At 44.9% G+C, this 19,571-nt stretch carries 11 protein-coding genes; all 11 read left to right on the top strand.

What is annotated here, in order from left to right; translation table 11 throughout:
* Nucleotides 1-120 precede the first annotated feature (120 nt).
* On the top strand, nucleotides 121-462 hold the full coding sequence (locus TCA2_RS14710; RefSeq protein WP_047912375.1) for a hypothetical protein: 342 nt from the start codon (nucleotides 121-123) through the stop codon (nucleotides 460-462).
* A 541-nt stretch (nucleotides 463-1,003) separates the two neighbouring features.
* Nucleotides 1,004-4,039: an S-layer homology domain-containing protein gene (locus TCA2_RS14705; protein ID WP_081872516.1), complete on the top strand. Its 3,036-nt coding sequence runs from the start codon at nucleotides 1,004-1,006 to the stop codon at nucleotides 4,037-4,039.
* A gap of 122 nt (nucleotides 4,040-4,161) precedes the next feature.
* Complete coding sequence (locus TCA2_RS14700) at nucleotides 4,162-6,963, top strand: hypothetical protein (RefSeq protein ID WP_052512036.1); 2,802 nt, start codon at nucleotides 4,162-4,164, stop codon at nucleotides 6,961-6,963.
* Between the two features lie 89 nt (nucleotides 6,964-7,052).
* Nucleotides 7,053-7,550 (top strand): hypothetical protein, encoded by a 498-nt coding sequence (locus tag TCA2_RS14695; RefSeq protein WP_047912374.1) that lies wholly within the window; start codon nucleotides 7,053-7,055, stop codon nucleotides 7,548-7,550.
* A gap of 290 nt (nucleotides 7,551-7,840) precedes the next feature.
* Nucleotides 7,841-8,119 carry an alpha/beta-type small acid-soluble spore protein gene (locus TCA2_RS14690; protein WP_047912373.1) on the top strand — a complete coding sequence of 93 codons (279 nt, stop codon included), beginning with the start codon at nucleotides 7,841-7,843 and terminating at the stop codon, nucleotides 8,117-8,119.
* A gap of 225 nt (nucleotides 8,120-8,344) precedes the next feature.
* Entirely contained in the window at nucleotides 8,345-9,547 is a 1,203-nt protein-coding gene (metK, locus tag TCA2_RS14685) for a methionine adenosyltransferase (RefSeq protein WP_047912372.1), read from the top strand.
* Between the two features lie 215 nt (nucleotides 9,548-9,762).
* Entirely contained in the window at nucleotides 9,763-13,530 is a 3,768-nt protein-coding gene (locus TCA2_RS14680; protein ID WP_052512034.1) for a SwmB domain-containing protein, read from the top strand.
* Between the two features lie 264 nt (nucleotides 13,531-13,794).
* Nucleotides 13,795-16,503, top strand: a complete 2,709-nt coding sequence (locus TCA2_RS14675; RefSeq protein ID WP_047912371.1) for a stalk domain-containing protein — start codon at nucleotides 13,795-13,797, stop codon at nucleotides 16,501-16,503.
* Nucleotides 16,504-16,550: 47 nt separating this feature from the next.
* Nucleotides 16,551-17,711: a sensor histidine kinase gene (locus tag TCA2_RS14670; protein ID WP_047912370.1), complete on the top strand. Its 1,161-nt coding sequence runs from the start codon at nucleotides 16,551-16,553 to the stop codon at nucleotides 17,709-17,711.
* Nucleotides 17,712-17,715: 4 nt separating this feature from the next.
* Nucleotides 17,716-18,438: a response regulator transcription factor gene (locus TCA2_RS14665; protein ID WP_047912369.1), complete on the top strand. Its 723-nt coding sequence runs from the start codon at nucleotides 17,716-17,718 to the stop codon at nucleotides 18,436-18,438.
* Between the two features lie 709 nt (nucleotides 18,439-19,147).
* Nucleotides 19,148-19,570: a hypothetical protein gene (locus tag TCA2_RS14660; RefSeq protein WP_052512032.1), complete on the top strand. Its 423-nt coding sequence runs from the start codon at nucleotides 19,148-19,150 to the stop codon at nucleotides 19,568-19,570.
* Nucleotide 19,571 lies beyond the last annotated feature (1 nt).

Genomic DNA, 19,571 nt, shown 5'->3' with positions numbered 1-19,571 from the left:
CCTCTGAGGGGCAGTTCTATTCTATTTATTGAAAGCTTCATTAACTAGATTTTGTAATTTAATAGATAATAAGATACAATAGCGTAAAATACACATTTTGCTAAAGGGTGAAGGTATCTGATGAAAGCAATCTATTCGAAAGCTCAGCTTGGCTACATGAAGGCAAAGACACAGTTTGAGAAACAAGCGGCGATTCTGGAAGTAGAGATTGAGAAGGCACGCAAGACTCAGGAGATCTCGCAGGAAGTTATGGAAGGTCTTGTTATGAAGACTGGATTCCACGATGCATATAATAATTTGATGGCAGCAGAGAATGAACTTATTGAATGGTCCCATGTTACGATCAAGCACGAGAAGACATACCGTGATAATAAGAAACCGATCGAGGATATGTACGAGAATTTGAATACCGACCCTAAGCTGCGTGCTCGCATCATCGAGCTGGCAATGAAGATTAAGTAAACAACTGGATAATGTAGAAGATGAAGGTGCCGAGATTCGGCACCTTTTTTGTATGTTTTTCATTCGCTTTGTTGCGATTTCTATATCTTTTGAGGTAATTCCGAATTTTATTTGGATTGTTACATAAATTGAAGGATAATCTAAAATTGTTTATGGCTACATATAACTTAGAGTTGACGCGCTATTCATTATCAATTATTTGGAACCGATATAGAATATTGAAGGATCAATCCCATGATTTTAAAATTAGTGGAAAATTTTTTTTGAAACTTCGCAACTTTTTAGAAACTACTGCGTTTAAGATGTAGAGCCAAACACGATGGAGGATTTTAGGAAAGAGATTCGTGGAGAATTTTGTCTATTTATTAGAAAAATTTTCTTTACGTCTTCCGAACCACATTGTATAATACGATAGGTAGGATTAGGAAACTACTCTATTTTTTCTTACCCTGGCTTATATTTACTAGTTTCTGTGATCTATCACAGACATCATTTTATATGGATTTACTTGCTCAACTCTGGAAAGGGGGTGTATCGGCTAATGAGTAACACGGGCAACCCATTTACTAGTACTAGCAATCATAAAGAAAATAATCATGTGATGATTTCTCGAGGAGGAGAAAAAAAGGTTATGAAGAAAATTTTATCCGTGGCTTTGTCTACAGCAATGGCATTCTCCATGTTTGCTTCTGTAGCATTCGGTCAAACTGGTCTTACTGATGTAAACGCGCAATACAACTATTTGAAAGATAAAGGGATCTTCTCTGGATTCCCAGACGGTCAAGCACACCTTGACAGACAAATGACTCGCGCTGAGTTCGCTAAAGTCATCACTAAGACTCTGGGTCTTAAAGAAGTAGAAGGCGTTTACTCCTTCAAAGACAAAAACTACGGTGAGAACCACTGGGCAGCTCCTTATGTAGAAGCAGTTTACGCTGCAGGTATCATGGAAGGCGTTAACTCTACTAAGAAAATCTTCGGAGTTTCTAACCCAGTAACAATTCAAGAAATGGCAACTGTACTTGTACGTGCGCTTGATCTTGAAGTACCAACTGGAAGCACTAACAGCGCATCCGCTTGGGCTAAAGATTATGTTCAAGCAGCAATCAACGCAGGTCTGGTTGACGCTAACGCTAACTTCCAATCCAACGCTACTCGCCAACTTCTTGTAGGCGCTGCTTACGCAGTTGATCAAGAACTGAGCCTGTCCGTTGAATCCTACACTGTATCCGAAGCTGGTAAAGTTGTAGAATTCAAATTGACTGACGGCGAAACTGTAAAAGTAACTTTGGATAAAGCTCTTGAAGCTAACAAAGAAACTGAAGTTAAATTTACTTACCAAGAAAAAGAATTCACTGAGAAAGTTACTTATGTAGTTACTTCTGCAACTAAAGTTGATAAAGCTTCTGCTTCCAACCTTAAAGAAGTAGTTGTAGCATTCGACGGTGAAGTTGATGAAGATACTGCAACTGAAGTTGCTAACTACTCCCTGAGATCTGGTAAAGTAGTTAAATCTGCTTCCTTGTCTGCTGACAAGAAAACAGTAACTTTGACTCTTGAAGGAACTTTGACTAACAACCGTACTGAAGCTGTTTCCGTATCCAATGTTAAAGCTGGCGACAGAACAATCAGTGCTACTAATGTGGAATTCACTGCAGTTGACAACCAACTTCCAGAAGCAACTGCTGTTAAATCCCTTGGAACTAAATCTGTTAAAATTGAGTTCAGCGAGCCAGTTGATGGTTTGACTCAATCTAACTTCAAAATCGACGGTAAAGAGTACTTCGGTAAAGTTGAACTTGGCGCAGGTAACAAATCCGTTATCTTGACTCCATATTCTACTTCTACTCTTGCTGTAGGAGCTCATTCTGTTACTGTATCCGCAGTTAAAGATTTCGCAGGTTTCGTATCCCTGACTAAATCCTTTGACTTTGAAGTAGTAGAAGATACAGCTGCACCTACTGTAACGACTGCTGAAGCAACTCTTGAGTCTGTAACTCTTACATTCTCTGAAGACGTAGATGCATCTACAGTTTCTGCTTCCAACATCTACTGGAAGTCTGGAGATTCCAAGAAAACTGCAGATTCTTTCGAAAAAGTTGCTGATAACAAATATAAATTCAAATTCGTTGACACTAACGTACTTCCTACAGGAACAATTGTAGTATACGTTGAAGGTGTTAAAGATTACTCCGGTAACCAAATCGCTTCTGGTACAACAGTTTCTGTGAACCCAGTAGTTGATCAAACTCGTCCAGAGGTTACTCGTGTTACTTCTCCAGATGCTAAAACAATTCGCGTTCAATTTAACAAAGAATTGCTTGGCACAAGCGTAACTGCAACTGGAAATTATACTGTAACTAAGCCGGATGGAACTGTGCTTGCTGTACAATCCGCTGCACTTGATCCAAATGATAATAAAGCAGTTATTGTTAAATTGTACAATAACCTAGCTACTGGTACTAATAATATCACTGTTAAGAACCTGAAAGATAACACTCGTTTGCAAAATACTATGCTGGACTTCTCTGGATCAGTAACTCTTGGCGATACAGCTGCTCCGACAGTCGATTCCAAGGTAGTTAGTAATGCACAAAAACGTGTAGTAATTACTTTCAGTGAGAAGATGAATGTTGTAACACTTGCAAATTACAATAACTACATTGTTAACCTAAACGGTAATAATGTTGTATTGACTAATGCAATGGCTGATATCTCTGTAATTAATGATGGTACTGCAGTATCTATTACTTTCGCTGAAAGAATTAACAACAATGTTGTACAATTTGCTACTGGTAATGGATCATCTGCTGGCGTTGCTAATATTGCAAGTGTAACTGTAGGATCCGTTACTGACCTTGCTGGTAACATTCTTAAAGAGTTTACCGAAGCTAAAGGTGGTAACACAGTAAGCTTGACTGATAACCAAACTGTAGGATTCGCTCAATACAACAGCTCTGTTGCAGAGACTGTATACGCAGAATTGGTTGACAGAAAAACAGTGAAAATTAAATTCACAGCTGGTATTACTCAAGCTACAGTTGGTGCTGTAACTTATACTCAAGATAACCCAGTTACTGCTGTTGAAACTAATGGTACTTCTGTAGTAACAGTTAAATTTAGCAAAGATCTTGAAACAGACGCTAGAGGTCTGGATCTGAAAGTAGATTTGACTAAGTTGATTACAACTGCAGGCTCTGCAGCTGGTTCTAGCAGTACACCGCTTGAAGTTAAACAAGCTAATGTACTTGATTCTGTAGCTCCAGTTCTTGTTGCAAACCCTGAAGTTGGAGTTAATACAATTACTCTTAAATACTCTGAAGCGATCAAGAATGTTAACCCAGCTCTTGCAGCTAGTGACATTAAATTGACTCGTAACTATGACAACAAAGTGTTGTCAGCAGCAACTGATTACTCAGTAGCAATCAGCGGTTCAAACGTCGTTATTACTCTGGATGATGAAAGAGAATACGAAACTGTATACCGTGTTGTTATCGATGGTGCTACTTACCTGACTGATTTAGGTGGTAAAGCAGTAGCTAATTATGACGGTACAACTGGTCTTGTAGCAAAATAATTACTACTAAACAAAGAAGAGGTGGTCTCCACCTCTTCTTTTTTAATTCAAAAGAAACTTTTCTATCGAAACCAGCGTCTATATAGTAACTTCAAAAAAAGGAAACAATTGGAGGTACAGACGTGGATCATAAACATACTCAAAAAGCCTTACTTTGGATCACCGCTGCGATACTTATAATCGGACAAGCGACTTCCGTAGGGGCTGTATCAGATGAATCAAGCGATTTAATAGGAACGCAGCTTGTTTCAATTCCTGACCCAGATCAAGTTGTACAAGCTCTCCCGCTTCATCCGTTAGCGTCCACTTATTCAGACACATCCACATTAACTCCATCACACTTACTGTATAGCGGGCAGATGCCAAGAGCAGAACTACTTGGAGCAGGCTTAATGAACTCCAATTCCGATCATAATCAAATCGGAGCATCGGCTAGTAAGCCTAAATCAACCTCAACATCAAAGAATTCCTCAACAAGCAAAAGCCCCACTTCATCATCGACAAAAAGTGACAAACCGATACATACACTTAATAACCTCAAACCCGTTAAATTAACATCTAAGAGCATCGTTAAACTTACCGATCTCAATGTACTTACGCAAGAAGATGGCAAGACCCTCACCTACACCCTGACCTATCAGAATAATGACAGCAAGACATTAATGCTTATCGATTATTGGACCAAAGTGAAGACAAAGGGCGGAACATTGTATTCTCCCAACCTCATTGCACGGGATCAGGTAAAGAAAAGTGTAGCTGCTGGCTCGTCCCTTTCAGTTACCTATATTGTAAAGGTCGGAAAGAACGTGAAAGTCAGTGATCTCCTGTTCCAGATCGTCAAATGGGATTTCAGTAAAACGAACTATGAGAGCCATCTAGGGCAGTTTAATGTGCCGGCATCGTATACTTTGTCTACACCAGTCAAACAATCCAAGACCATTCGTCTCAACGATATTCCGATCAAGATTAAAGTATCAAAATTTGAGCTTCATTCGGGTTCGGATTACAACTATGCAGAGATCAGTGTGAATCTCCATAATACAGGCTACAAACTGCTGGAGAATCCTACAGCAAAATGGATTCTGAGAACAGCTGGGGGCAGTAACTATCCGCTGCTATTGGATTCGGCAGATGCCACCTTTAGTATTCAGCCACAAGAGAATAAGACATTGAAGCTGCTCTCCAGTATTCCGAAGTCGGTCAAGCTGGCGGGAGCGGAGCTCATTGTTGTAGAGGAGGAAGGCGAAGCCAAGACCGTACTGCCACTCGCTACCTTGCAACTGCCTGCGGCAAGTACAACACAGACCGTAGCGACGCAACCTTTTAAACCAAGACAAGTCACGGTAGGGAATTTGAAGCTTGAAACGACGCTTGAAGCAGCGACTGTCAGTCAGAGTTATGGCAGCAATGATTTATCCTTATCCTTTAAATTCAAGAACATTAGTAAAGAAACCATTACGGTGCCGAAATATGAATTCTTATTAAAGAGCGGAAACGGAAACTCCTATCCGATTACAACCAAAGCACTGGAGAATCTATCTTTACAGCCAGGTGCTGAGAAGACAATTAAGCTGGATATCTCGGTGTCCTATGAAGTTGCACAAGGCGCTCTCAAGCTGATTATGAATACACCTAAATCGGAAGATCCAGAGAGCAAAGCACCAGCTTATAGTTATCCGGCAGGGGTGTATATTCTTCCTCAGCCATCCTCATTGCAAAATACGCTTGGGCGAGAGATCTCCGTGAAGAATGACAGTGGAACCTATGGTGTGACTTGGTCATCCATTCAACGTTTGCCTTGGACAGACGGGGATCTGCTCTCTGCCAAGCTGACCATTAAGAACACTTCGGTGAAGACTCTTCATCTCCCAGATCTGCAAGGTGTGTACACCATTGATGCAGCGAAGGATGCGAGCAGCACCAAATTGATCAAGAGCCAGGCCGCTTCATTACTTGGACCAGGGCAAGCCGTTGATATGTATCTTGTAACGAAAATTCCTACATCGCTGGATATCGCTCAGCTGCAAGTAGCGCTTGAAGAGAAGGTAGGGGAAGAATCCACAGAGTGGATTAAGCTTACAAATATTGGGGCTATTCCAAAGGTACCAGAGATTGAGAAGGATGAAGCATATACCTTAACGACACTAGGGAAAAAAGCAGAGATTAAAACAAGAAAATCCCTCGTCTATCCAGGGACAACGACTGATCTTGTGTATACAGAGCTTGAAATGACCAATATGGAGAATCGTCAAGCCGATCTGTCTCAGCTCAGCGGATATTATATGTCTTCCAGCGGCCTCTATTTCAAAGCAAATGTCAAACAGATCGATTATCCGGCAGGACCTGAAGACAAGAGTATCGTCACGATGTGGACAAAGGTCCCTAAACGAGTGACGGTTTCCGATATGCGCCTTATCGTGGGTGAGGGAGTGACAGAGGACAAGCTGACGCCGGTCAAAGAGGTGTCGACTGGCTACGTTAATGCTGCATCCCTTGAGATCAGCCCTCAGCAGGTTACGGCATTAGCAACGATTCAGAATTTTGAATTATTTCCTTATCAGGTACAGACACATACCTTTGATTCTTACCTGTCTGGCGGATCCAATGTATCTATTGAATGGTACTATACGCTTAGCCAAAACAACGAGTATAGTCTACCTGAGAATGAGCATAAGTTCATTGTGGAGATCGCTGACTCTACCGGCAGAGTCTTTGCCAAGGAACTGGTTCCAGGCACGGACATGAAGCTCGGAGCAAACCAGCTTCTGTCCTGGTCAATTGATGATCGGATCTTTGAAGACCGCAGAGCTGGAACCTACCAAATATCAGTCTATGACGAGTTCCAAGGGGAGAAGTTAAAGATCGCAGGACAGTCCATGTACTATAACCCTAATCGGCTTCCTGCTGTAATTCCTGAAGAATAGACTTTAGTTGCCAAGTTCTTCTTGTCTATATGGCAAAATCGCTCTATCATATTAATTATGGGTTTGATAGATTAGAGGAGGAACACATCATGAAGCGCATGTTGAAATTAGGTATGGCTGCCGTCGCAATCGGCGGTGGAATATGGATCGGATCCGTTATGAATATTACGGCAGACGGTGCATCGGTTAATTCTCAGCCGGGAACAGCCGATGATCCTGTCGTTACGAAGAGCTATGTAGATAAGGCGATACAAAATGCACTGAACGGTGGAGGTAGTGCGGGACCATCTGAGCCATCAGCCCCAAGTGCAGGCGAAGAACTGAAGATCGTAGTGGTGAAGCCTGGCCAACGCCTTGTTGCGGGAGCTGGCACAGAGTTTATTGTTCGCAGCGGCAAGGCTGTTATCTATTCTGCAGATGCGAACGGTGTAGCGGATCTGACTGCAGGACAGGACTTGACCAATGGAACAGCAATTACGAACAACCATCTTCTCTCTTTCCCTCGTGAGGGTAGAGGCATTGAAGTACAGCAGGGTAATAAGTACAATCTTACCGTTATGGTTCGGGGAGCTTATACATTGCAATAATAGGGTTAGTATGCGACGTTTCGCTTCATATTATATATGAGGCGGAACGTCTTTTTTATAGAGAGCTGAAAGCTACAACTTGACTGATAATTGGATGCTTTATTACATATGAGGGATTAAGTTAATTGGAGAGATCAGCCCAATGTGTCCTTTTAATTGCAATTTCATCTATGGATGTTTTGCTTATTGTGTGTCATTTTTCCATAAGTAACAATGATTCGCCAGTCTATAAAGCCCCTGAGTTACAAACAATATACCTGCAAGAACAATACACAGGAGGTGCATAGATCATGGCAAGAAACAAAAGCAAATTAGTTCCGGAATGCCGTCAAATGCTGGAGCAAATGAAATATGAAATCGCAGCGGAGTTTGGTATTTACACAGGAGGTTCGCATGCAGGAGGCGCAGACACCGAATTCGGAGACGAGCTGGGATCTACGAGTGGCCAATCTTCGTTTGCTGGATGGGGCTACCTGACATCTAGAGAAAATGGATCTATTGGCGGTGAAATTACGAAACGCCTTGTTCGATCGGCGGAGTCTAGTTCCTTCCAGATACCTAATCTGTAGGAAGCATCACTACATTCTGTCTGTAAAAAGGACAATAAAACCGTAATATCCGACTGGAATATTCATACTTTATCAGATTGACACGGATTGACAAATACGTTAACATGTCGTATGAGGATGTACTGCAACCTTTTCCATGGTGGAAAAGGTTCGTTTTTTGTTTAAAGGATAAACGTATGGGGGAAAGACCATAATATCCATATATGTGGGAGGTTGATTACTACAATGTCTGTTAAAGGGCGTCACTTATTCACATCAGAGTCTGTAACTGAAGGACATCCAGATAAAATCTGTGATCAGATATCAGACGCAGTGCTGGATGCATTTATTGAAGCCGATCCGAATGCCCGTGTAGCCTGTGAAGTATCTGTTGCAACTGGACTTGTGCTGGTTATCGGTGAGATTACTTCTACAGCTGATTATATCGACATTTCGGCCATTGCGCGTAACACCATTAAAGAGATCGGATATACGCGTGCGAAATATGGTTTTGACTACCAGACTTCCGCTGTACTCACTTCCCTGAACGAGCAGTCCAAGGACATTGCTCAGGGCGTAAATGCGGCACTAGAGAACCGTGACCCGGCTCAAATGGAGAAGGAAACAGAAAATATCGGTGCAGGTGACCAAGGTCTGATGTTTGGTTTTGCAACCAATGAGACACCAGAGCTTATGCCACTCCCAATTGCTCTGTCTCATCGTATCGCTCGTCGTCTGGCTGAAGTTCGTAAGGATGGCACACTTGGCTACCTTCGTCCGGACGGCAAGACTCAAGTCACGATTGAATATGACGGCAACAAGCCGGTTCGTGTGGACACCATCGTAGTATCTACACAGCATGCCGAAGATATTACGCTTGAGCAAATTCAGGCTGATATTCGAGAACATGTATTGTCTCCTGTCGTTCCTGCTGAACTTCTGGATAGTGAAACGAAATACTTCATTAACCCGACTGGACGCTTTGTCATCGGTGGACCTCAAGGGGATGCAGGACTTACAGGACGCAAGATTATTGTAGATACGTATGGCGGCTATGCTCGTCATGGCGGCGGAGCTTTCTCCGGTAAGGACCCTACTAAGGTAGACCGTTCTGCTGCTTATGCAGCACGCTATGTAGCGAAGAATCTCGTAGCAGCGGGACTTGCTGATAAGGCGGAGATTCAGCTTGCATACGCGATTGGCGTAGCGAATCCGGTATCGATCAACGTCGATACATACGGCACAGGCAAGATCAGTGAAGAGAAGCTGGTTGAACTTGTGCGAAACAACTTCGACCTTCGTCCGGCTGGCATTATTCGTATGCTGGATCTGCGTCGTCCGATCTACAAGCAAACGGCGGCATATGGCCACTTTGGCCGTACTGATATTGATCTGCCTTGGGAACGCATTGACAAAGCAGATGTATTGAAGAGCCAAGCGGGTCTATAATTAGCCATTGCAGACGAAATGAACGGAACAGAATAAGCTCGGAATAAGAGAGCTGCTTGATTTAAAGCCTTCGATGGATTGCCATCGAGGGCTTTTTGCTGTGCAGAAATGGTTGGGAAGCTGATTCCAATCGCTAAACTATATTTTCCAAATGACCGATGTAAAGAAGAGGTCTGTATTTAGGATGTAAATTTGAAAGGAGTGAGTGCTGCATAATGAAAAAGGGATTATCATGGATGCTGGTCTGTGCCTTGACCCTCCAGATTGCTGTCAGTGCAGGAGTAGGCACAAGCTATGCTGAAGCACCAGTACAGATAACAATAGGACAAACCATGTCGCTGCAGGCAAGCCCGCAGCTTGCAACATCCTCGCAGTTGAAGTCAGTACAGACAATGGCGGCTCAAATTGAGAATGTACAGGAGTTATACCCGTACTCAGGGCAAGTTGAGGTGCCAAGGAAGCCGAGTCTGGCAATTCAGTTGACAGAGAATGTACGAAAAGGACAGGACGGCGGATCCGTGAAGATTCAGAGTCTGTCTGACAATCGCATGGTCAAGCAATTTGATATGGATACAGAAGTGAAAATATATGATCACAAAGACGGGACAGAAGTTCCTTCAGACGGATATGGTACATACGTTACATTCGATATGGGTACAGCTCAGCTGAACAGTGGTGGATATTATGTTCTGATTGACCCCGGCGTATTTGTGAACGAGCAGGATGTCTCTTTTGAAGGGATCCAGGATGCGGCTACATGGCGGTTCTGGACAGAAGGGATGGGAGAAGTGACTGTCGTGGAGAAGACACCTGCGCATAATGCGACAGGAGTACTTCCTTCCTCTTCGCTTGCTCTGAAATTTAGCAAAGACATGTATCCAGCAGCAGGCAGCATTGAGATTATTAAACGATCGAACAATCAGGTTGTGGATACAATACCTGTCACCTCTTCCCGAGTCAGTGGCGGAGGAACGAGCACGATTCGCATCACACCAACAGCAGCATTAGAGAATAATACTGTGTACGATGTGGTTGTACCTTTAGGGGCATTCTGGGATGCCCATCAGAATCGAAGTCAGCCCATAGCTAAGGGAAGCTGGAGCTTCACGGTGTCAACCGATACATCTGCGCTTACGGTATCGTCCTTGTCTCCTAGTGATGGAAGTATGAGTGCACCGGTGGATCAGTCGCTTACAATTACATTTAACAAGGCGCTGAACCCCAGCTACACTGGATCTGTGACGATTCGTAAGGCAGGCGGATCCGAAGTCGCTTCACGTACCGTCATTAATTCATCCAATCCCAGGCAGCTTATCATCACACCGACTGGACAACTGGAGTATAATACAACATACCAGATTGATGTACCAGGTGGTGTTTTTAGAGATGCAGCAGGCAATACGTTTGCAGGACTAACAGGAAGCAGATCGTGGAGCTTCAAGACATTTACACGGGATACAACTGCTCCCGTACTGCAGTCCTCCAAAATGTACACCAATACCCTGATTCGATTGACATATAATGAGGTGCTCAGTACTAGCGTCAAGCCGCTGAATTCCAGCTACACCGTAACGGTGAACGGCGAGAATCGGGGGATCAGCGATGTCAGTGTATCCGGGGACACCGTCTATGTCATGCTGGATACAGGCGTTGCGGTAGGTCAGGTTGTCCGATTATCCTACTCGCCGGGTGTAAGACCGGTTCAGGACTTGTCGGGGAACTCGGCATCCTCCTTCTCGAATCGCGAGATTGTGAATGATCTGGATTCTGTATTATCCAAGCCGAGAGAAGGCACAGTGTACGGCAACACACTATATTTGTACTTTACTGAAAGTGTTAAGGTGACTGCATCCAATGCCCGGGATCAGTTCCAAGTCACTGCGAATGGCAGCAGTATAGGTGTCAGCAGTATTGGAATAAGCAGCGGTTCGGCAGTTACGCTCATCTTAAGTCGGGCGGTGACTGACGGCGAGGTTATCCGAGTAACCTATACGCCAGGATCCTATCCGCTGAAGGACTATAGAGAACAGGCGCTTCCTGGGTTTAGTGATTTCTTTGTCCGGAACACCTATGATACCAAAGCCCCTGAGTTCGTAGAGACATGGGCCGGAGGTAATAAACTCTACATACAATATAATGAAGCACTGCGAACGGATAATCTTCCATTAAAAAGCCAGTTCTCTGTTCTCGTTAATCGAAGCCCGCTATATGTGAATAGCGTTGAGGTCAATGAGGATACCGTAGAATTAACGCTTGCTAATTCACTCGCAGTTAATCAGGATGTGACGTTATCCTATATTCCTGGTGTGAAGCGATTGACGGATCTGAACTATAATCCTGCAGGGTATCTTGACCTGATTCCGGTCACGGTATATGGGAGCGGCAGTGTAAAACAGGCTTCAGTTCAAGGTCAAACAGTAACCTTAACCATGTCTGAGACGATGCAAACACAAAGCTCAATCACCCCATCCCAGTTCACAATCATGGCGGGTGGTCAAAGTGTTCAAGTTGCATCTGCTTCGGTGCAGAATCAGACCGTGACCATAACACTCACTGCTCCGGTATATGCCGGTCAGAATGTCACGCTTGCTTACTCACCGGGAGCGATACCGCTGAAATCAGCCAAAGGAGAGACCCTTACCGGCTTTGGACCATTCACGCTTCAGAACCGGACGAGCAGTTCAACAGGCGGAGGATCGACCAGTATGCCCAATGGGCTTTCTGTTCTCGATTCATCACTCTTTAATGAGACAGGCTATGTGCTGAACAGTAGTGCAGCGGCCAAGTCATCAGCAATGTCGAAATATAACCGCAGCGTAAATGCGTATACGCCGAGCACTGAACTGCTTAAACAAGCATATTCGTATATCAATGCTTCCGGAGGCACACCGATGGTAGCTGTTGAAGTTCCTCAGACAGAGAGCGCTGCTGTCGTTGGCTTCAAGCTGCAGGCACTCGATGAGATTAAACGATTGAATTCTAGATCTGTCATTGGAGTTCGTTATGGTGATGTGCTGTACACGCTTCCTGTAGACCAGCTTGAACTGAATACAATAGCCGGAGCTGCGAATACAAATATTATTGGATCTACACTGTACATTCAGTTAGAGGCAGTGACTCCTTCATCTTCAGTAGCTATGGATCAATTACTCGGTCAAAGCTCAGCATCTAAGCTGTCCAGCATTATGGATGCAAGCATTTATATCTCTAACGATTCATCAACATTCAAGACAGCCCTAACGTATAACGGACAGCTGTACCTTAGATTGAGTGGTACTGTGAGCAGCAGCACACTTGGGCTGGTGAAGATGGACAACACGATTCAGAGATTAAGTCCGGTTCCATTCCAAATGACCAAGACAAGGGATACTCAAATTGTTCAAGCGAAACTAGCTGGTAATCAAGCGGTCGTTCCAGCCAGTCATCCTGTCACCTATATAGGAATGAATAGCCACTGGGCAAGAACATCCATCGAAAGACTGGCTTCGATGTGGATCATTGATCAGCCAGGAGGATCAAATTATGAACCTGACCGGCCAATTACCCGGGCAGAGTTTGCCGGAATGATCGCAAGAAGTCTTGGACTAGATAGTAACTTTGAAGAATCACGCAGGTTTGGAGACGTTCCTTACAGTATTTCCGGCGCATATATTGGAGCGGCTACCAAGGCTGGTATCATTACAGGGCATCAGGACGGTACTTTTAAACCAGACCAGCTGATCACGCGTGAACAGATGGCGATTATGATGGTGCGTGCGCTGCACTACGGCGGTCATGAATCGGCACTTAACGGTACACCGAACAGCATCCTGAGCAAGTTCAAGGATCGTGTGTACATTCAAGCACCAAATATCGTGGCAGAGGCTGTCCAGCAAGGAATTATCGAGGGCATGACACAGAACACATTTAAACCGGGCGGAAATGCGACACGTGCCCAAGCGGCAGTCATGATTACTAGAATGCTGAGCATTTATACCAAATAAATAGATTTATGCTTTATGGCTGGGCAGCCTTGCACAGTTGAGTTATTCCTTTGGATACATTTGAATTTCAACAAAAGCTATCGATCTGTTCAAATTGCTAGATTCTGTTCATAAAGTTAGATAAAGAGCGTAACTTTTTCCATTTTTAGCAGTCTATTATTGAGAGGATGTTCGTGTCTTCAGCTCCGTGAATCTCTATTACAGAGACTAGCGGAGCTGAACTCATATAATAGAAAGCACATAAGATGGGAGAGGCGCTTTTTTATGAGCAAAGAGAGGAAGCAAGCGGGGAAACTGACGGCAATGTCAGGTAAGAAGTGGATGATTGTGACGATCGCAGGAGTATTATGGGTTACCCCCGTTCTTGGAACAGGACAGGTGCTGCAGGATACTCTTCAAATATCAAGTGTAGCCATGGCGGCAAGCACAACCAAAATATCAGAAGAGATGATCACGGCGGGAGCCAAAATGATCAACTATCGATATACAACAACACGATCAGGGGCTTCATCAAGCGTACTGGCGAATGTGATTCAAGTGGATTTGAATAATCCAAATGTGAAATTGGATGTGATGACAGGTAAACAAGGCAAGTTCAACAGCAAACAGAGCACTGGGGGAATGGTGAAGGAAACCGGCGCAGTAGCCGGCGTGAATGGGGATTACTTTAATGTGAGCGGAGAAGGTGCGCCAATTGGCGGTCAGGTCATGGATGGAGTGCTGATGTCGACTCCTTCCGAGCTGTCGGGTATGCAGGCGTTAACGGTAACTAAGGACGGCAAGCCGATGATTGATGAATACAGCTTCGATGGCTCCGTTACCGCTGCGAATGGGTCTACCTTCAAGCTGAGAGGGATGAACAAGGAAGATTATACGCTGGAATCCGGCTCTGTCAGATACAGTCATGCAAATTCGATGTATATTTATACATCCGCATGGACTTCGCTCAAGCGTCCGAATGATCCGGCAACAGCTGCCGCTACAGAAGTGCTGGTACAGAATGGTGTGATTCAACAACTTTCTTATAAAACTCCACTGAGCACGTCCATTCCAGAGGGCGCTTATATTTTGCGCGCTCATGGTACGGCAGGGGAGTGGATCAATACGAATCTGGCAGTCGGACAATCCATTAAAGCGGATTATAAGCTGATCGCGAAGACCACGGGACAGACCGTGAATCCGGACAATTTGGATATGATGATTGGCGGGCATACGCTTCTGGTGAATGGCGGTAAAGCCGCTTCCTTCTCCAGAGATGTATCCAGTATTGGCGGCTACCGAGCTCGCACGGCAGTGGGGTATTCTCAAGACGGCAGATATGTGTATTTGATCGCGGTTCAGGATAATAGCTCAAGCTCGGGGATGTCACTGTCTGAGCTGCAGAAATTCATGGTAAGTATTGGCGTGTGGAAAGGCATGAACCTTGACGGCGGTGGTTCAACGACGATGATTACGAGACCGCTCGGTGAAATGAACACAGGCCTTGCTTTTGCAACGGAATATGGCACAGAGCAGCGTGCTGTTATTAATGGTCTAGGTGTATATTCTCTGGCACCACAGGGGCAGCTGAAGGGACTAACGATTAGCGGAACGTCCTCCATGCTCGTTGGACAGGAAGGATCTTACAGCCTCAAGGGCTACGATACGTATTATAATCCTTATGACATGAGCGGTGCTTCAGTAACTTGGAAGTCCAGTAACGGCAATGTTATTAGCACAAGCGGCGGTAAAATAACCGCTAAAGGCGGCGGTACAGCAACACTAACTGCAGTGAGCGGCTCGGCAAGTGCCAAGATGCAGATCACGGTTGTGGGGGCAAGCAATCTGAAGTCACTTAAGGCTGGAGCTGGTACAGGTTCGCTGCAAAAAGGAGCGGCCATCTCTGTTCCGATTACAGCAACGACCAAAGACGGACAATCCGTCTCCCTTCCGGCAGACAGCTTGAAGTGGGAGTTCGTTGGATTTAAGGGAAGTGTATCGGGCGATACACTCACTGTATCCTCTGTCAATTCGGGCGCCTCAGTGGGTTATGCCATCGGCCGCTATGACGGCTTCAGCACGGTTGTCGTCCTTACGACTGCGGGACAAACAATGTGGGAAAACTTTGAGAATGTAGGCTATCCGATCAACTTCACAACGAATGCTTCCGGCGTAACCGGGGCAGCCCGCGTTGTTAACGGAACTGGCGAGAAGTCGGGCTCCAAAGTGCTTGAGCTGAGCTATGATATGAACGGCGGAAGTGGTAAAATGTATGCTTATGCACAGCTAAACGGCACTTCCGGTAAACAAATCGAATCCAGCGCAACGGCGCTGTCTATGGACGTGCTTGGCGATCACAGCTTGAATTGGCTGCGGGCAGAGGTGATTGATGCGAACGGTAAAACGGTATACGTTGATCTTGCGCGCAATATCAACTGGACAGGCTGGAAGACAATTAATGTCGACCTAAGCGGTTCAGGTATTGCTTATCCGGCGAAGCTGAAGCGGGTATATGTCGTCAATCTTGAAGAAGGTCAGGATGAGAGAGCGATGGCAGGAACGGTAGCGTTTGATAATATTGCTCTGACCATGCCTTCGCTATCTAGTGAAGCAGGATTACCTACAGGGACTGCCAAGTTTGTCATTGGACAGAAATCGGTGACCTTCAATGGAACGAAGAAGGCGATCGATGCGGCCCCTGTGCTGAAGAACAACACAACCTATGTACCAATCAAGCATGTGCTGGATGTATTCGGAGGCAGAGCCACCTGGGACAGCAAGAACCAGCGTGTGACCATTCTCCGCGGCGGCAAGCTGATTGATCTTACAGTAAACGAGAAGGAATTTATCCTTAACGGGCAGCGCCTTAGCGCGAGTGTGGCTCCGTATATTTCCGGTGGTAGGACTTTGGTCCCGCTCAGACTAGTATCTGAACAACTTGGCCTTACCGTAAAATGGGAACAGAAAACGAAGACCGTCACTATCGACTCGTGATATGGTATGATATATCCTGGAAACGTTAGGAATGGAGTCGAAAATTTGTGGACTTTCAAGCTGATGCTATTGACCGCGTCATAAAAAACGCCATGCAGGTCATGGAAAGTAGTAAATATCAGATTTTTGAAATAATGGACTCAGCTCGTACGGAGCTGAAGACGCTCAATCAGGAGATTCAATCGATCCTGAAAGAGACGGCGGAAACGATCGAGAAGGTCGATCAGCTTGAGCTTAATTTCCGCCGGTCCCGAATCCGGCTGACAGAGGTCAGCCGGGATTTCGTCCGCTTTTCCGAGCATGACATCAAGCAAGCTTATGAGAAGGCGACACAGCTTCAGCTGGATTTGATGATTTACAGAGAGAAGGAAATGTACCTTAAAGCACGCCGTGACGATCTGCAGAAGCGTGCGAGAAGCATTGAGGAATCTGTAGAGCGGGCAGAGACTATCGGTTCGCAGATGAATGTTGTCATGGAGTATCTATCAGGGGAATTAGGTCAGGTGACCCGAATCATCGAGTCTGCCAAGAATCGACAAATGATCGGTCTGAAGATCATCCTGGCCCAGGAAGAAGAACGCAAAAGAATCGCCCGGGAAATCCATGACGGCCCTGCGCAAATGCTTGCAAACTTAGTGCTTAGGACGGAAATTGTAGAAAGAATGCTGGTTAAGCAGGATTTTAAGATGGTGCAGGCCGAAATAGTAGATTTGAAGAAACAGGTTCGTTCAAGCCTTGGAGAAATGCGCAAAGTTATTTTCAATTTGCGTCCAATGGCACTGGATGACCTAGGCTTAATTCCCACGCTTCGAAAATACGTGCAGGATTTTGAAGAAAAAACGAAAATTCGCGCGCTTTTTGAAACCAGAGGGAAGGAACACCGTTTGTCTTCGGCTATGGAGGCTGCCGTTTATCGTTTAGTGCAAGAAGGCTTGTCGAATGCAGCCAAGCATGCATACCCGACCTATGTCGTGGTGGAGATCACTTTTCAGGCACAACTCGTTAAGATTGTTGTACAGGATAACGGGCTTGGCTTTAAGCCCGAACTGCTGGAACAGAAGAGCAAGGACCATTCACACTTTGGTCTGATTGGGATGCGTGAGAGAGTCGAGCTGCTCGAAGGCCGAATGGAAATTGAATCAGGAGAGAATCAAGGCACCAAGATTGTGATTCATATCCCGACAAACGTGGAAAAGGGAAAGGAGTAGCAGGATGGAAAACCAGAACATGATAAGGGGTAACATTAAGGTATTGCTGGCTGATGATCATCAGCTGTTTCGTGAGGGTCTGAAACGAATCTTGAACATGGAGGACGATATCGAGGTCATTGGCGAATGCGGCGATGGCATTCAGGTATTGGAGTTCTGCAACCAGAGTAAGCCGGACATCGTTCTTATGGACATTAATATGCCTGTAGAGAACGGGGTTGAAGCGACGGAGAAGCTGAGAGAGCTGTTCCCGGACGTGAAGGTTATTATTCTATCGATTCACGATGATGAGAGCTATGTATTTGAAACATTGCGCAAGGGCGCGAACGGGTACCTGCTGAAGGACATGGAGGCAGAGTCGCTTATTAACGCAATCCGTTCTGTGCATGAAGGCTATGCCTTTATCCATCCCAAAGTAACAGGCAAGCTCATTATGCAGCTGCGCCGGATGACATATTTGAATGAGACAGGCGCTATGAATGAAGGCGGCGTGAAGGAAGCTGGCGTCAAATTCGTTGCAGGCGATAACAATCCGCTGACCCGTCGTGAAGCCGAAGTACTTCGTTTGATGGCGGAAGGTAAGAGTAACAAGATGATTGGTGAGTTCCTGTTTATCAGTGAGAAGACAGTGAAGAACCATGTCAGCAGCATTCTGCAAAAAATGGAAGTGGATGACCGTACACAAGCCGTTATCAATTCCATTAAATATGGATGGGTTACCCTGTAAAGGGAACGTAGCCTTCGGTATAAGGGAAGTGTGATCTGCCGCTTGCCCTGGGGGAACTACTGAAGTCATGCGTACAGCTAGTGGTCTCTGGTACTACATAGGTAGCATGTACGGGGGAACGTTTCTTGTGCTGTATATTCATACTGCCTTGAAATGTGAGAAGATATAGATTGATCTAAAGTTGAGGACGCTAACGTTGATATTGTCGTATTTTCAATCGGGTTACGATTGTGATTCTGATTCGAAGGTTATGGCAAAGAACCAATGAGTTATTACTTTAGTTCGGTTATATAGTTATGGAATTTTTGAAAGCGCAAGAAAAGATAACATTTCTTTTCATAAAGATAGAATGTTACATTTCTATAGTATAGTAAAGAACTAAAGCAAAGAGTAGAGGATGCTTTAGTTCAGTGTATGCTTGATAGAATCATTTGAAATCGTGCAGTCCGGTCTATCTTCGCTATTGTTGGCTCGCATCCCATCATAACGAATGGAACTGTCGCTCTAAATGCTCAATCTATCGTGTTAGTAAAAAATAAGATTTATCATATGTTCTGCTGATTCATTTGACTGTGTCACCGTCCCGGGTATCCGCATATATTGGCGGTATAAACATGATCCGCCGGCTGGTCATTCACACGGCTGCTGTGAAGTGAGTAGTTTTGCGGTTAATTGCATCCATGGATGCAATAGGGAGGTGTAGTCGTATTTGATCGAACATTTGATATGGATTGCGCTTGTCTATGGCTTAACAGCCTTATGCGTTCGGTATGTATACGCACGTTCACAGACCAAGCAGCAGCCTGCCGCCATACCCGTTCACTATGTTCTCATCACATGTAACCATGGACTTCAGCTGGAGTGGATTATCCGCGGATTGTCCATCGACGCTCTGTTTCGAGGCACAATTCATAAAGTAACTGTGATGGATCTTGATTCCAAAGATGATACTCTTCCGCTTCTCTACCGCCTCGGTGGTATGGCAGGCGTGGATTTGAGCATTGTCTCAGCAAGTGAGGAGCCGATGAGCAGCTTATCTGCCTTACAGCCTTCAGCGTACGAAGAGGTCAAGTTCGTTGATCTTCGCAACGATGCAAGTCTAACGGAATTTCCGTTCGTAACTAAACATTAAT

The sequence above is a fragment of the Paenibacillus sp. TCA20 genome (assembly GCF_000732325.1).
Lineage (GTDB): Bacteria > Bacillota > Bacilli > Paenibacillales > Paenibacillaceae > Paenibacillus > Paenibacillus urinalis.
The sequence above is the reverse complement of the archived record's forward strand: the minus strand, read 5'-3'. Positions and strand labels throughout refer to the sequence as shown.

Excerpts from the sequence above, each read along its gene's own strand:
- TCA2_RS14705 (WP_081872516.1), top strand. The coding sequence starts at position 1,004 with ATGAGTAACACGGGCAACCCATTTACTAGTACTAGCAATCATAAAGAA.
- metK (WP_047912372.1), top strand. The coding sequence starts at position 8,345 with ATGTCTGTTAAAGGGCGTCACTTATTCACATCAGAGTCTGTAACTGAA.
- TCA2_RS14680 (WP_052512034.1), top strand. The coding sequence starts at position 9,763 with ATGAAAAAGGGATTATCATGGATGCTGGTCTGTGCCTTGACCCTCCAG.
- TCA2_RS14675 (WP_047912371.1), top strand. The coding sequence starts at position 13,795 with ATGAGCAAAGAGAGGAAGCAAGCGGGGAAACTGACGGCAATGTCAGGT.
- TCA2_RS14695 (WP_047912374.1), top strand. The coding sequence starts at position 7,053 with ATGAAGCGCATGTTGAAATTAGGTATGGCTGCCGTCGCAATCGGCGGT.
- TCA2_RS14665 (WP_047912369.1), top strand. The coding sequence starts at position 17,716 with ATGGAAAACCAGAACATGATAAGGGGTAACATTAAGGTATTGCTGGCT.
- TCA2_RS14710 (WP_047912375.1), top strand. The coding sequence starts at position 121 with ATGAAAGCAATCTATTCGAAAGCTCAGCTTGGCTACATGAAGGCAAAG.
- TCA2_RS14690 (WP_047912373.1), top strand. The coding sequence starts at position 7,841 with ATGGCAAGAAACAAAAGCAAATTAGTTCCGGAATGCCGTCAAATGCTG.